Below are 13,575 nucleotides of genomic sequence, written 5' to 3'. Positions count from 1 at the left end.
AAATTACTTCTGTGGGCACTGCTATTGTTTTGCTTGCTTGGCTAGCTCACGTGCTTCTTCCTTGTTTTTGGAGTATTTGATGTGATCAGGAACCCCTCTCAGATCCCATACAATACCAAAGAATGCTAACGCTCTGAGGATATAGTAGGTAATGTCGATTTCCCACCAGAAGAATCCCTGACGTGCAGCTACTTCGTAGTAGTGGTGGTTGTTGTGCCAGCCCTCACCCAGAGTGACCAAGGCTAAAATCAAATTGTTCTTAGATTCGTCATTGGATTCATAGCGCTGCTTTCCGAATTTGTGCATGATAGAGTTGATGCTAAACGTGCCATGGTACAGTAGTACAGTACTTAAGAAAAATCCAACGAACAGACTAGAAAACCCTGCGGTGGTAAACATTGTCATGATGCTACCACCATTGACGATTCCACCCAGCATCATGACGATCACCGCCAGTACAAAAGGAGGTACGAGATAGTACTTGTTGAGCCAGACGAGCTCAGGGTATTTGGAGTAGTCAGCGATGATTTTGTAATCTGTCTCTTTGTAATCCGGCCCCACGATCCAACCCACGTGCGAATACCAAAACCCATAATGTTTCATTGAATGTGGATCATCATAAGTGTCACTAGTTCTGTGGTGTACACGGTGATGTCCAGCCCACCAGAGGGCGCCTTTTTGGGCAGAAGTCTGGGCCATGAATGCAATGATGAATTGGAAAAAACGTGAGGTTTTGTATGATCGGTGGGCAAAATACCGGTGATACCCTCCCGTGACCCAAAACATACGAAAGAAGTATAGGAAAGCGCAAACGATCCAGTCAAAGGTAGTAGCGCCAGTATATAGCGCACCTAATGGTAGGAGATGCACGATGGCAAAACTGATCTCAGTCTTGAGTTTTGCTTTATTTAAGACACGTGGTGATGTAGAAGCTGCGGCCATAATATCAATTTAATATGCTTGTTCTATAAATGGAATCTTACGACAAAGATAACCATCATTGACTAAGAGAGATCGTAATTTTTAGATACTATCTTTGATCTGATATGAATCATCTTATTAAGATCAAGTCGGACAATTTATTCCCTGCTCATTTTCAAATACTGGGAGGGCTATTGCTTTTTATGGCTGTTTTATTACTCTTCGGTGCTGTGTATTGGTCGCCGATACTATTGCTAATCGGTGGAGTAATTCTGACGACACATAGTGGTGTGGAGTTCGATACAGCATCTCGTCGTTATAGAAATTTTCATTCAGTATTTTATATCAAGTTCGGCGAATGGATAAAATATGATCGCGCAGTGAAAATCTATATCAATAGACTCCAGACTAGCCAGTATATCTATACTCGAGTGAATGTTGGCTCTACAATCAGAAAGGAAAGCTATGCCGCCTACCTGAAGCTATCAGACGATACGAAATTATATCTTTCCTCTAATGAGGATAAGGATAATCTCAAAATAAAAATAGTTCCAGTTGCTGAGATTTTTGGGTTGGATGTTATAGATAATGGCTAAAGTTTGTTTTTGGTCAGTGTATATTCTTTCATGAATTTTTGGAGAGTGGTCTCTGAACCTAGGACGATAAGATGATCATCGTGACCGATGAATGTATCCGCAGAAGGTCCTGGGATCAGTCCTTTGATGTTGTCTTTGACGCCTAAGACAATAGCTCCAGTTATAGCTGGGATGTTTAGTTCTCGGAGTGTTTTGTCTTGATACTGGGATTTGAGTTGGTCATAGCCTACTTCTTCTAGATGGTAGCTGGTACCTGAGACACCGTTGAGTAGGTCTAGAAACTCGATGACGATAGGTTTGGTCACGAGTTGCGCCATGAACATGCCACCTAGCATGTCGGGCATGACGACTTTGTCAGCTCCCGCTCGATAGAGTTTTTGTTCGGTTTCCACGTTGGTCGAACGGACGATAATTTTAATTTTTTCGTTGAGGTGACGAGCTGTTAGTGTGATGAAGACGTTGGAAGCATCGTCGGGGGTAGTGATGATGATCGTGGAGGCCTTTTCTATCCCGATATCTTTCAGGTTGTCATCTTGAGTCGCATCACCGATGTACCATTTCATATTCTCGGGGATGATGTCTTTCATCTCAGGATCTTTTTCGATGATCACGAATTCTCTACCACTTTTTTGAAGCTCTTCACAGGCACGGCCACCATTTCGGCCAAAACCACACACGATTACATGCCCGCTTAGTTTGCTGATTTCCATACTTGATTTATAGCTTTTAAAAATTGTTTTGAGCTTTCCTTCGAAAAAATAACTAGACAAAACGGATACTACATAGGCGAATAGCCCCAGATTTAATAGAATGTAGATAGAAGTAAAGATTCGCCCCTCCTGGCTGAGTTCTTTTACCTCTGTGAAGCCAACAGTCCCCACAGTGATGATGGTCATGTAGAGGGCATTGACAAAGTTGAGGTCTTCGATCCACGAAAATCCCAAAAGGCCAATACCGAGACTGGTTAAAAACAACAGGAATGCGCTGATCAGGTTTTCCAGTTGCTTGTTCATGAGGGGAGGTTTCAATCGATCTATATTTTTAATTAGATTTTGACGAAAAATCAAATCTAATTAAAAAGGGTGGAGGAATGAATGTCTAGAACTGTGATTTGTTTGGTTAGTACAGGTTACTATCCTACCTATACAAGGTATCTAGTGACGGTGATCCCGTCTGATTTACATTATTTTATGGTGTATTGTTTAATTTGCAAGATGTATAAACTAGTTGGTATGAAATATAGTGTTTGTTTTGGTCTGATTCTACTGTTGGTGGTTCTAGGAGGGGAAATAGAAGCGCAAGAAGTAATTAATGCTTACGCTCGTGTTACTGACGTCTCGGGTACGATACTTACTATTTCTGATGCAGACGTGACTAATGATGATTTTGCGGTAGGAGAACAGTTGATCATTATGCAAATGCAGGATGACGTAATCGGGGGTAATACGGGGAATAATCCTTCTTTTGGAGATATAAGCACCATAGCTAGTGCAGGGCTCTATGAAAAAGCGACTATCGCATCTGTAGATATGGGGACGAATGAAATAGTATTGACTAGTACACTGTCCAATACCTATAATACTGGTGCTAACTCATTGGTACAGGTTATTTCTTTCCCTTCATTCGAAAATTTTTCTACTACAGATGATCTGACAGCTCTGGAATGGAATGGAATTATCGGGGGAGTTTTTGCAATAAAAGTCACAGGTACATTCACACTAAACCATAATATAAATCTTGATGGAGCAGGTTTTAGAGGAGGTGATTTGAATCCGAGCAATGAATCTAATGGGAATTGTGAGGCCTCTGTATATCGTACGAATGACGGTCAATATGGTCGAAAAGGGGAGGGGGTCTATTTAAATAGCAATACAGCCTATGAAGGGGCGCGAGCTAAAATGGCCAACGGTGGAGGTGGTGGTAATAAGCACAACTCTGGTGGTGGTGGTGGTGGTAATTTTACCGCTGGTGGGGCAGGTGGCCCAGGTTATAACGAAAGTGACAATGCAGCTGGATGTTACGATGATCCCGCTGGAGACGCAGGTACCGGTGCAGGAGGATATGGTGGAGTTGATTTGAGCGACTATGTTACCGCCAGTCGTATATTTATGGGAGGAGGCGGAGGTGGTGGCCAACAAGACAACTCAGCTGGTGGGGATTCTGAAGAAGGTGGAGATGGTGGTGGGATCATAATGATTCAGGCCAATACAGTTTCTGTTCCTTGTGGTTCAGGAGTGTCTATTACAGCAAATGGAGAAGGATTCCCATATCCAAGCGTAGACGCAGGTTGGGAAGGTGCTCCTGGTGCAGGTGCAGGTGGTACATTGCTATTTCAAGTTAATACATGGGCACTTTCTTGTTCTTTGGTCACAGAAGCCAAAGGGGGTGAGGGACAGTCATCTACTTATACGCTTCCACACGGTGGAGGAGGTGGTGGTGGAAAAGGGGTGTCTATTTTCTCTGGATCTGTGCCTGCTTCTAATTTTAGCTCAGACAATAGTCAAGGGGCTGGAGGGATTAATGGGACAGAGCCTGCTTCGGGATCAGCGGAGCAAGGGAATGACACCCCCGAAAACCCTGCCTATCAAGGAGGAGCATCCAATGGTGTAATTGAATCAGAAGAAGGTCCATTGCCAGTGGTTTTACGTAGTTGGGAGGGTACTTACGAGAATGGGTACAACTTATTGAAATGGGTTACGGTGAGTGAAATTGAAAATGACTATTTCACTATAGAAAAATTAAAGAATGAAACCGTCTGGATGCGAATAGCTACTGTAAGTGGAAACGGCACCACTAATCAACCAAATGAGTATCTCTATAGAGATCTAAGCAGAGGAGAAGGGACGGCTTATTATCGACTGTCTCAGACAGATTTTGATGGAACAACAGAGCGTTTTGATGTGATCACTGTGTTGCCAAATGTCGAAGTAGGCAATGTATTGGTTTATCCCAACCCGAATAGTGGGCTCTTTACAGTCCAGTTGCCTTTGGACGGTAACTTTGTAAATTTTGAAGTAGTAGATATTATGGGTAAAACTATTGAGGTAGTTTATCGAAGAGTAGGAGATAAAGTCGAGTTTGATATGGGGCAGCAGGCCAAAGGAACTTATTTGCTTAAGCTCAGTACAGAAACTGTTGTGCAAATACAACGTGTTCAGTTGAGATAATCAAAAGGCTTCAACTAGAAAGTTGGAGCCTTTTGATTTACTTGATTGCTTTATTTTAATTCTCTAAACAGAGCGATCCCGTTGTGTCCTCCGAAACCAAAAGTGTTACTCATGGCTATTTTTACTTCTTTTTCGCGGGCTTCTTTGATGACGATATCTAAATCATCGCCTATGACTGGGTCTATGGATTCGGTATTGATAGTAGGAGGAATGATGTTGTGAATGATACTGTTGATCGATAGAATCGCTTCTACTACGCCTGCTGCGCCGAGCAGGTGGCCTGTCATCGATTTGGTACCGCTGATGGATGCGTTGTTGGTTTGACCTTCCATTAACCTGCGAATTGCCTGAGGCTCACTGATATCACCGACGGGCGTGGAGGTCGAGTGGGTATTGATATAGTCTACTTCGGACGGATTGATATGGCCTTCGTTTAGGGCAAGTTTCATCGCTTGATAGGCACCTAATCCTTCTGGGTGTGTGGCTGTCATGTGGTAGGCATCATTAGTCATAGATGAACCAACTAGTTCGGCATAGATATGCGCTCCACGTGCTTTGGCATGTTCATAGTCTTCGAGTACGAGTGCGCCACCTCCTTCACCCATGACAAAACCATCACGATCTGGATCATAGGGTCTAGAAGCGGATTCTGGGTTGTCATTTCTGGTGGATAGTGCTTTCATCGCACTGAACCCGCCAATGGATGCTTCAGTCACGGGTGCTTCCGAACCACCTGTGACGATGATTTTGGCTTTGCCGAGCTTGATATAGTTCATGGCATCCATGATTGACGTGTTGGATGTAGCACATGCCGACACGGTAGAGAAGTTGATGCCCATGTATCCGTATTTGAGTGCGATCATGCCTCCTGCCATATTCCCGAGCATTTTAGGGATGAGGAAGGGGTTGAACCTTGGTTCGAACCCGTTGGTAGTATAGTTTTGAACCTCTTTTTCGAGGGTTTCGAGACCACCCTGTCCTGTACCCCAGATGACGCCCACATCAAACGGATCCATTTTATCAAATTCAAAACCTGCGTCATCGATGGCTTGTGCCGCAGCATCTATCCCGAATTGGGTATATAGATCGGTTCGTTTGATTTCGTTGCGTTCGAGCCGTAGTTTGGGATCAAAATCTTTGACCTCACAAGCGAACTGTGTTTTGAATTTTTCGGGATTGAAACGGGTGATACGGGCTGCACCACTGACACCATTTACGGCATTCTCCCAAAAGGTTTTAACATCATTACCTAGGGGTGTGACAGCTCCCATTCCTGTGACTACTACTCTTTTATCTGACATAACTATGCTATTGACTCAATTGTGCTGATGATTAATCGGGCGCAAACATAGCCACACTTTCAAAAAGTTCCAGAATAGAGATTTGAAATCTACAATGGTGGTCGATTTTGAGATTTATTACTGCCTGTTAAGAGGCGCGGTTTGGCCTTAGCTTGTTGTATGATTTTATCGGTAAAATTCCTAATTATTTGATATTTCATAATAATATCTGTGTTTGATGGGTATGCTGACTAAGTTTGCGCTCCATTTTAGAAATACACGATTGTTATGATTGAATTGATCAAGAAGAAATCTAAAAACGCTAAGAATGATGTTTTGTCTGGGATCACTGTGGCTTTGGCTTTGGTGCCAGAGGCAGTAGCCTTTGCCTTTGTGGCAGGGATTGATCCATTGATAGGTCTTTATGGTGCCTTTATGATGGGGTTAGTGACTGCTATATTTGGTGGTAGACCAGGGATGATTTCGGGAGCCACAGGAGCTTTGGCAGTCGTGATGGTGGCGTTGGTCGCTGAGGGTAATGAGCTGATGCCTGGTGTGGAGAATGGTGGAGTGCAGTATTTGTTTGCGACGCTGATTTTGATGGGACTCATGCAGGTGGCTGCTGGTGTATTCAAACTCGGTAAGTTTGTTCGTTTGATTCCACATCCTGTGATGCTTGGTTTTGTCAATGGTTTGGCAATCGTGATCTTCTTATCTCAGCTTGGGATGTTCAAATCTGGTGGCGAATGGCTGGCAGGGTCAGATTTATTGGTTATGCTAGGTTTAGTCGCTTTGACCATGGGAATCATGTTTGGGCTTCCCAAACTCACCTCTAAAGTACCAGCAGGATTGGTAGCAATCGTAGTAGTCACGCTAGTGGCGGTATTCGGAGGAGTAGATACTGCGACAGTGAAGACCTTTATCGTTGCGAATGGAGGTGAAGGAATAGAAGGTGGTTTGCCATCCTTTTTGATTCCACAGGTACCGTTGACTTGGGATACTTTGGTGTTTATATTTCCTTATGCATTGATTTTGGCGGCTATTGGCTTGATAGAGTCTCTGATGACACTGACCCTGATCGATGAAATCACAGAGACGAGAGGTAGTAGCAATAGAGAATGTATCGCACAAGGAGGAGCGAACCTGCTGAACGGTTTCTTCGGAGGAATGGGTGGATGTGCCATGATCGGTCAGTCCATGATCAATGTGAACTCAGGGGGTAGAGGGCGACTATCAGGTGTAGTTGCAGCGCTGATGTTGTTATCGTTCATTTTGTTTTTCTCTCCTTATATAGAGCAGATTCCTATTGCGGCCTTGGTCGGAGTGATGTTTATGGTAGTGATTGGGACTTTTGCTTGGTCTAGTTTCAGAATCCTGCACAAGATTCCATTGGCGGATGCTTTTGTACTAATACTGGTGTCAGGTGTGACCGTAGTGTTTGACTTAGCGATCGCAGTAGTATGTGGAGTGATTGTATCGGCACTGGTGTTTGCATGGCAAAATGCGACGAAAATTCGTGCGCGCAAGACCATGAAAGAAGACGGCACCAAAGTGTATGAGATATGGGGACCATTGTTTTTCGGATCTGTAACGGCATTCAATGCGAAGTTTACAGTCAAGGAAGACCCAGACCAAGTAGAAATTGACTTTATCGACTCTAAAGTATCGGATCATTCGGGGGTAGAAGCGATCCAGACGATTGTTAATAAATATGAGGAAGCGGGTAAGTCGCTGAAATTGAAACACCTTAGTGCAGATTGTAAGAATATTCTGACGAAGGCCAATCCAAAACTAGAGGAGATTATCATCTCTGATGTAGACGATCCGAGGTACTACGTGATGGCTAATGTTGCTATGGATGCCTAATAGGTTTTAGAGAATGCCTGTGATAGTTGTCGACTGTCGGGTATCAAAAAAGCGCTGAACCGGAAAGTGAATCTTCCAGTTCAGCGCTTTTTTTATCGTAGAATAGCCTGTAGGGTTTAGCTCGCAGAAGAGTTCCCCGATCCCTTGAGTTGAGGTGATTGATTGCCTTATTAGAGAGTTAATGTCTCGTGGATTTGCTCAGAGGATGATTTAGTTCTCCAAGATAGAAAATTCGACCCGGCGATTGAGTGCACGGTTTTGTGGTGTGTCGTTGGGGACGATGGGGTAGGAGCTACCATGTCCGATGTACTCTAGGCGAAAATCACTGATGCCATTGGCAATCAGGAATTCTACTACGGATTTGGCTCTTTCGGTCGATAGTTTTTGATTGATCTCACGAGACCCCACATTGTCCGTATGTCCTTCGATTTGGATTTTGATATGGGGGTGTTTTACCAGATAGTCTTTTAGCTTGTTTAGTTCTAGGAGTGAACTACGCAGTAGTGTGGCTTTCTCAAATTCGAAGTAGATATTCTGTAAAGTAAATTTCATACCAACTTCAGCGGGTCCATAATATTCGATATCAATAGGCTGCATAGCTACAGTTTCAGGGAATATCGGCTCGGTAGGATCTACTGGTCTGACGATGATGTCATCGATGAGATAGTAAGCGATCATGGGTTGGAGATGTTTGGGTAGGTTCTTGTCGCGACCTGTGATGAATTTTCGTTTGGTACGCTTGGTCTCTAGGGAAGAGTCGGGTAGGAAGGTGCCTAGTGTCAGTGCCAGTTCGCCTCCCTTGGCAGTGAAGGTGCCAGAGACCTTCGTCCACTCCTCGTTATCATCTAGTTGTTGGTCTGGGTCACTGTTTATTTGAGCTTTGTAGTGATGGAAGTTCATGGTCTGCCAGTCAAAGTTAGGCATGTCTTTGGTGAAGTACATGCCGATGTTGTTGATAGAGAATTCGCAGGCGTCTACTAGATTGACCCAGAATTCACCGTAGTATTCATTGCCCGCGACGAGAGGCTTGGTTAGCTGCACCATGACATATTCTCTATGGTTGGCAGGGACTTTCCAGCCACGACCACTACGAGAGGTGAGGTAGCAGATCATCCCGACGTAGGACTCGCCAGAGTGTGCTGTTTGCTCTCCGAACATGTTGTTTGGGACTCCCATGAAACCATCACTGGCACATCCGTGGAAAAAATCTGGAGAGGGGTCTGCCGTCCCGAAAGGAAACCAAGACTTGACATACTTCAGTTGATCCATGGTATATGGGCAGTCCCATATCTCCTCAAAACTAGGGTTGATGACCATATTTTGAGAATGGAGTTGACCGACATAGAAGCAACAAAAGAATACTAATACGAATACTTTGACCATCGCCGCAAGATAAGTGGAAATATGAATTAGTCCGCTGTTATCTTTTGACCATATATTTAAAGAGATAATTTTTCTCGTCAACTAAAGAAGTCTAAGTCTAAAGTGATTTAATATGGCTAATGGATTAAGTTTGCGAAGAATGGAAATGAGTCGATTTTTTGTAAAACATGTCGGGCTGGTACTAGGTCTCAGTCTAGGATTTTTGGCGATAGTATCCTGCGAAAAGGAAAGTGATTTAGTGGAAAGAGATCCTACTATTGATCTAGTCTTTTACAACATCGATAGTTTAGTGCAGGTGGAGGATACGCTGGAAATAGTGGCTGATTCTATAGAAGTATTGACAGATACTTTGACTCACTTTGCAGATAGTGCAAGTGTCTTGACAGATAGTATTGCTGTGTTGAATCAGTTGATCAGTCAGGGGGATGATTCATTGATAGCTACTCGTGATGAATTGTTAGAGGAACGTCGTCTTGTTAATTTGGATTATGCCTATTTTGATCAACAAGATTCGATCATGAATGTTTCCAAAAAGAAATGGACATCAGTCCAAACGACTATAAATAGCGGTGACTTGCTGGTCTCATCTATTACCAATAAAGCCAATAATCGAACTTTATATTATACGGATAGTGCTGTTTTTTGGTCTGTCCCCTTAGATATGAATAGTGATTTTTCTTTGCTATCAGTAGAGATTGATGGGGAGTTCTATGATTTGGATATTTATAGGTATTCTAAGAATATCGTAACAGACGAGTACAGCAATGTATTGATCGAAACCTATGGTTTTGATGAGAGGAATATGACACATACGTTTGATAGTCTACAGTTAAATTGTAAAACATCTGATTGTTTTGATTTTGAATCATCGATATACATATATTTTTAGTCTGATTCTGTTTTTGGGCGTGGTGACTCATCGAGGGGCAGCGCAATCAACGGGTGCATCTGATAGTACGCGTATGCCTGTTCTGTCTTCTGCTTCTATATTGGTGGATTATGGTAAGTTAGCGACTGGCTTGTTCATGGAGAGTGAGACGAAATATGAAGGAGGAGTGCAGCTAGAATTTTGGAACAAGCTGGTGCTCATAGGCGAGTATGGTATGGCACGTTTAGAGCCAAGAGGAGCCTATGTCAATGCTAACTATGTGTCAGAAGGGAGCTATTACCGAGTAGGGTTGGGATACAAAATCGATATGAACCCTAAGAACAACTTTGTCTTCAGTGTTCGCTATGGCAACTCAACTTATTCGGATAGTGGAGAAGCAGTGATAGAGAGTGCGTCAGGGCTTTATGATCCGTTTGTACTGCCGTTCGAACGACAGGAGGTTTCGGCTTTTTGGACAGAAATTGTGATGAGTTCTGAACGACGAATATGGAAAGGTCTGTACACAGGTTTTCATGTCAGGTTGCGTGTGATGGTAGATTATGATGATCAAGCACCATTGGATGTGTTTTCTATCCCAGGCTATGGTCGTACTTTTGACAAGAGTGTCCCTGCATTCAACCTATATATCAAGTATTCTTTAGAGCGCTTCTGATTTTTCTACCTATAGAATAAGTCTGTTCAATTCACGTTTTGTTGAAATCTATTTTAGAAAAAGGTTGTGCGAATGCTATGTGGTGTTAATTTTGCGCATGGCAGAAAAGATCATCATTCTCGACTTTGGTTCTCAGTACACACAATTGATCGCTAGACGCGTCAGAGAGCTAAATGTATATTGCGAAATCCACCCTTTTAGTAAAATACCAGCTTTTGACGACAATGTCAAAGGGCTTATTTTGTCTGGTAGTCCTTGCTCGGTAAGGCAAGAAGAAAATCCAGATATTGATCTAGATGCCTTGGTAGGAAAAGTACCGATCTTAGGTGTATGCTATGGTGCACAACTCATTGCACATAAGTTAGGGGGAGAGATTTTACCCTCGGAAATTAGAGAATATGGACGTGCTAACCTATCGCAAGTGGATCAACACAGTGAGTTGATGAAAGAAGTAAACATCGGTTCGCAGGTGTGGATGTCTCACGGCGATACCATTTTAGAAGTGCCAGCAGGATTAAAGGTGATCGCTAGTACAGATTCTGTCCGAGTTGCTGCCTTCCAGAGTACTGAACACCCGATGTGGGGGATACAGTTTCATCCCGAAGTGACGCATTCGGATGATGGAAAGAAACTTTTAAGGAATTTTGTGGTTCACATCTGTGAATGTAGTCAGGACTGGACACCAGACATCTTTGTAGAGGCGACAGTCGAGGGGTTGAAAGAGAGACTAGGAGATGATCAGGTCGTGTTAGGTCTTTCTGGAGGTGTTGATTCATCTGTAGCAGCCATGCTCATCCATAAGGCCATCGGCAAGAACCTTCACTGTATTTTCGTCGACAATGGTCTACTCAGAAAGAACGAATATGAAGATGTCTTAGAGTCATACAAGGGGATGGGACTCAATGTCAAAGGCGTCAATGCTTCTCAGGAGTTTTACGCGGCACTTGCTGGGCTGACTGATCCAGAGGACAAAAGAAAAGCAATAGGTCGTGTGTTTATCGAGGTGTTCGATAAGGAGGCACATGCGATTCAGAATGTAAAATGGCTAGGTCAAGGAACGATCTATCCAGATGTGATCGAGTCGGTATCTGTTAATGGACCTTCTGTTACGATCAAGTCTCACCACAACGTCGGTGGTCTGCCTGAGAAAATGAAAATGAAAGTGGTAGAGCCACTCAATACCCTCTTCAAGGACGAGGTAAGACGAGTAGGTAGAACCTTGGAAATAGACGAGAGCATTTTAGGGCGTCATCCTTTCCCAGGACCAGGTCTTGGTATTAGAATTCTGGGAGATGTCACTGCAGAGAAAGTAAGAGTGCTGCAAGAGGTAGATCATTTCTTTATCAAGGGATTGAAAGACGCAGGGTTGTACGATGAGGTGTGGCAAGCAGGAGCGATGTTGCTACCTGTGCAGTCAGTAGGTGTGATGGGTGATGAGAGGACTTACGAAAGTGTAGTTGCACTCAGAGCAGTTGCTAGTGTGGATGGTATGACAGCAGACTGGTGTCACCTGCCTTATGATTTCTTAGCCAAAGTGTCTAATGATATCATCAACCGCGTCAAGGGAGTGAACAGAGTGGTCTACGATATCAGTTCGAAACCACCTGCTACTATCGAGTGGGAATAAAAATTAATAATCGTCCGAAGCGATGTCTTTCTTGATTTCGGATACCAACAGATCGCAGAATTCCTTGAGTTCTGCGATCTGTTTTTTTATGGTTGCTGGGGCTGCTTGTGATTTAGCGTTGCTTTCCAGTGACTTGACCAAGTCTGTCAAGGAAGCAATGTTTAGCAATAGAAGCGAAGGCTTTAGTTTGTGCACTGAGCGTGCTAGTTCGTTCCATTTTTGACCTTGTTCTGCTGCACCGATTTCGTCCAGATTTCCAGGGGTGTTTTTTACAATCGTGTCCAACATGTCTTTGATGAAATCTCGGTCATTGTCACTGATTTCATACAGGTATGAGTAGTCTATAGGGAGTGGTATGCTGATATCGCTCATGGGATATTTATGAAGTTTTGAGATGATTAATCTGAGGCAAATTAGTACTTTATTCTCATTTATTAAAACAACTTTCTCTCGATAGATTTAGTATAACTTCTCTGATAGATAAAATTGATATAGCTGTTTTAATTTATTTTAACTCAGTTGTTTGCAGTCGGTAATGTAAAGTGATACTATTAATTGGTTAAGTGCAATTTGAATTGTTGGAACGATGGAGTTTGTTTCATTTAATATAGAGACCCTTTTACGAATAGGTCATGGATAATGCCGTGGGTTCATTAATTTAGCCATGGGTAAAAGAATAGAGAAATGGATAAGCCGGCTTTTGAGGATATTTTTATGGAATTGGCAGTGAATCTAGCCAAGCGATCTCATTGTATCAAACGTCATGTTGGTGCAGTACTGGTCAAGGATACACGGATCATTTCTATAGGTTACAATGGGCCTCCATCGGGTACGCACAACTGTGATGAAGAGTTCGCAGGAGAAGGGTGTGCCAGAGACTCGAAAGGCAGCTGCTCGCTGGCGATTCATGCCGAGCAAAATGCCATTCTGTATGCTGTAAAAAATAAGGCTTCCGTAGAAGGATCTACACTTTACGTGACGCTGTCTCCATGTCTCTCATGTGCCCGCATTATTTTTTCTATGGGGATCAAAGAAGTCATTTATCTTAAATCTTATGCGGAATATAAAGGTTTAACTAGTGACGAAGGTGTTGACTTTTTGGAGACTTTTGGCGTTAAGTGCAGCAAGTACAGTGGTGACATAGCACATGTCACTGAGATGATATAGGGTCGAGCTATGGATCAGGATAGTTGT

The 13,575-nt window shown here is 43.2% G+C and carries 12 protein-coding genes; 7 read left to right on the top strand and 5 right to left on the bottom strand.

The genetic code is table 11. The features are described 5' to 3' along the window. Positions 1 to 21: 21 nt before the first annotated feature. The gene (locus BUB99_RS04170; protein ID WP_073119658.1) at positions 22 to 942 is read right to left on the bottom strand and encodes an acyl-CoA desaturase; all 921 of its coding nucleotides are present in this window, start codon (positions 940 to 942) and stop codon (positions 22 to 24) included. Positions 943 to 1,046: 104 nt separating this feature from the next. On the opposite strand from BUB99_RS04170, the gene BUB99_RS04165 reads away from it, so the two are divergent. Continuing rightward, positions 1,047 to 1,517, top strand: coding sequence for a hypothetical protein (locus BUB99_RS04165; RefSeq protein WP_073119656.1), 471 nt, complete (start codon positions 1,047 to 1,049; stop codon positions 1,515 to 1,517). Here the strand turns inward: BUB99_RS04165 and BUB99_RS04160 are convergent. Next, complete coding sequence (locus BUB99_RS04160; RefSeq protein ID WP_073119655.1) at positions 1,514 to 2,530, bottom strand: potassium channel family protein; 1,017 nt, start codon at positions 2,528 to 2,530, stop codon at positions 1,514 to 1,516. The two genes, BUB99_RS04165 and BUB99_RS04160, sit on opposite strands and share 4 nt — an antisense overlap. 219 nt (positions 2,531 to 2,749) lie before the next feature. Here BUB99_RS04160 and BUB99_RS20680 point away from each other — a divergent pair, with 219 nt between their 5' ends. Then, positions 2,750 to 4,684, top strand: a complete 1,935-nt coding sequence (locus BUB99_RS20680; protein ID WP_073119653.1) for a T9SS type A sorting domain-containing protein — start codon at positions 2,750 to 2,752, stop codon at positions 4,682 to 4,684. A gap of 50 nt (positions 4,685 to 4,734) precedes the next feature. Here BUB99_RS20680 and fabF read toward each other — a convergent pair whose 3' ends face one another. Beyond that, positions 4,735 to 5,985, bottom strand: coding sequence for a beta-ketoacyl-ACP synthase II (gene fabF, locus BUB99_RS04150; RefSeq protein ID WP_073119651.1), 1,251 nt, complete (start codon positions 5,983 to 5,985; stop codon positions 4,735 to 4,737). 267 nt (positions 5,986 to 6,252) lie between these two features. On the opposite strand from fabF, the gene BUB99_RS04145 reads away from it, so the two are divergent. Then, positions 6,253 to 7,830: a SulP family inorganic anion transporter gene (locus BUB99_RS04145; RefSeq protein ID WP_073119649.1), complete on the top strand. Its 1,578-nt coding sequence runs from the start codon at positions 6,253 to 6,255 to the stop codon at positions 7,828 to 7,830. A gap of 210 nt (positions 7,831 to 8,040) precedes the next feature. Here BUB99_RS04145 and BUB99_RS04140 read toward each other — a convergent pair whose 3' ends face one another. After that, positions 8,041 to 9,213 carry an OmpA family protein gene (locus tag BUB99_RS04140; protein WP_084190333.1) on the bottom strand — a complete coding sequence of 391 codons (1,173 nt, stop codon included), beginning with the start codon at positions 9,211 to 9,213 and terminating at the stop codon, positions 8,041 to 8,043. 112 nt (positions 9,214 to 9,325) lie between these two features. Between BUB99_RS04140 and BUB99_RS04135 the strand changes: the two genes are divergently transcribed. The 3 genes from BUB99_RS04135 (at position 9,326) to guaA (ending at position 12,381) form a co-directional block, all read left to right on the top strand. Beyond that, positions 9,326 to 10,102, top strand: a complete 777-nt coding sequence (locus BUB99_RS04135) for a hypothetical protein (protein WP_139280889.1) — start codon at positions 9,326 to 9,328, stop codon at positions 10,100 to 10,102. Beyond that, complete coding sequence (locus BUB99_RS04130; protein WP_073119644.1) at positions 10,074 to 10,754, top strand: DUF6048 family protein; 681 nt, start codon at positions 10,074 to 10,076, stop codon at positions 10,752 to 10,754. The genes BUB99_RS04135 and BUB99_RS04130 overlap by 29 nt, the downstream gene beginning before the upstream one ends. A 97-nt stretch (positions 10,755 to 10,851) precedes the next feature. Further along, on the top strand, positions 10,852 to 12,381 hold the full coding sequence (gene guaA, locus BUB99_RS04125) for a glutamine-hydrolyzing GMP synthase (protein ID WP_073119642.1): 1,530 nt from the start codon (positions 10,852 to 10,854) through the stop codon (positions 12,379 to 12,381). Positions 12,382 to 12,384: 3 nt separating this feature from the next. On the opposite strand, the gene BUB99_RS04120 is transcribed toward guaA, so the two are convergent. Further along, positions 12,385 to 12,753 carry an Hpt domain-containing protein gene (locus BUB99_RS04120; protein WP_073119640.1) on the bottom strand — a complete coding sequence of 123 codons (369 nt, stop codon included), beginning with the start codon at positions 12,751 to 12,753 and terminating at the stop codon, positions 12,385 to 12,387. Positions 12,754 to 13,065: 312 nt separating this feature from the next. Here BUB99_RS04120 and BUB99_RS04115 point away from each other — a divergent pair, with 312 nt between their 5' ends. Continuing rightward, a complete protein-coding gene (locus BUB99_RS04115) occupies positions 13,066 to 13,548 on the top strand; it encodes a deoxycytidylate deaminase (protein WP_073119639.1) in 483 nt (160 codons plus the stop codon). Positions 13,549 to 13,575: the final 27 nt, after the last annotated feature.

This window comes from Reichenbachiella agariperforans, assembly GCF_900142205.1.
In the GTDB taxonomy this organism is placed as follows: domain Bacteria; phylum Bacteroidota; class Bacteroidia; order Cytophagales; family Cyclobacteriaceae; genus Reichenbachiella; species Reichenbachiella agariperforans.
The sequence above is the reverse complement of the archived record's forward strand: the minus strand, read 5'-3'. Positions and strand labels throughout refer to the sequence as shown.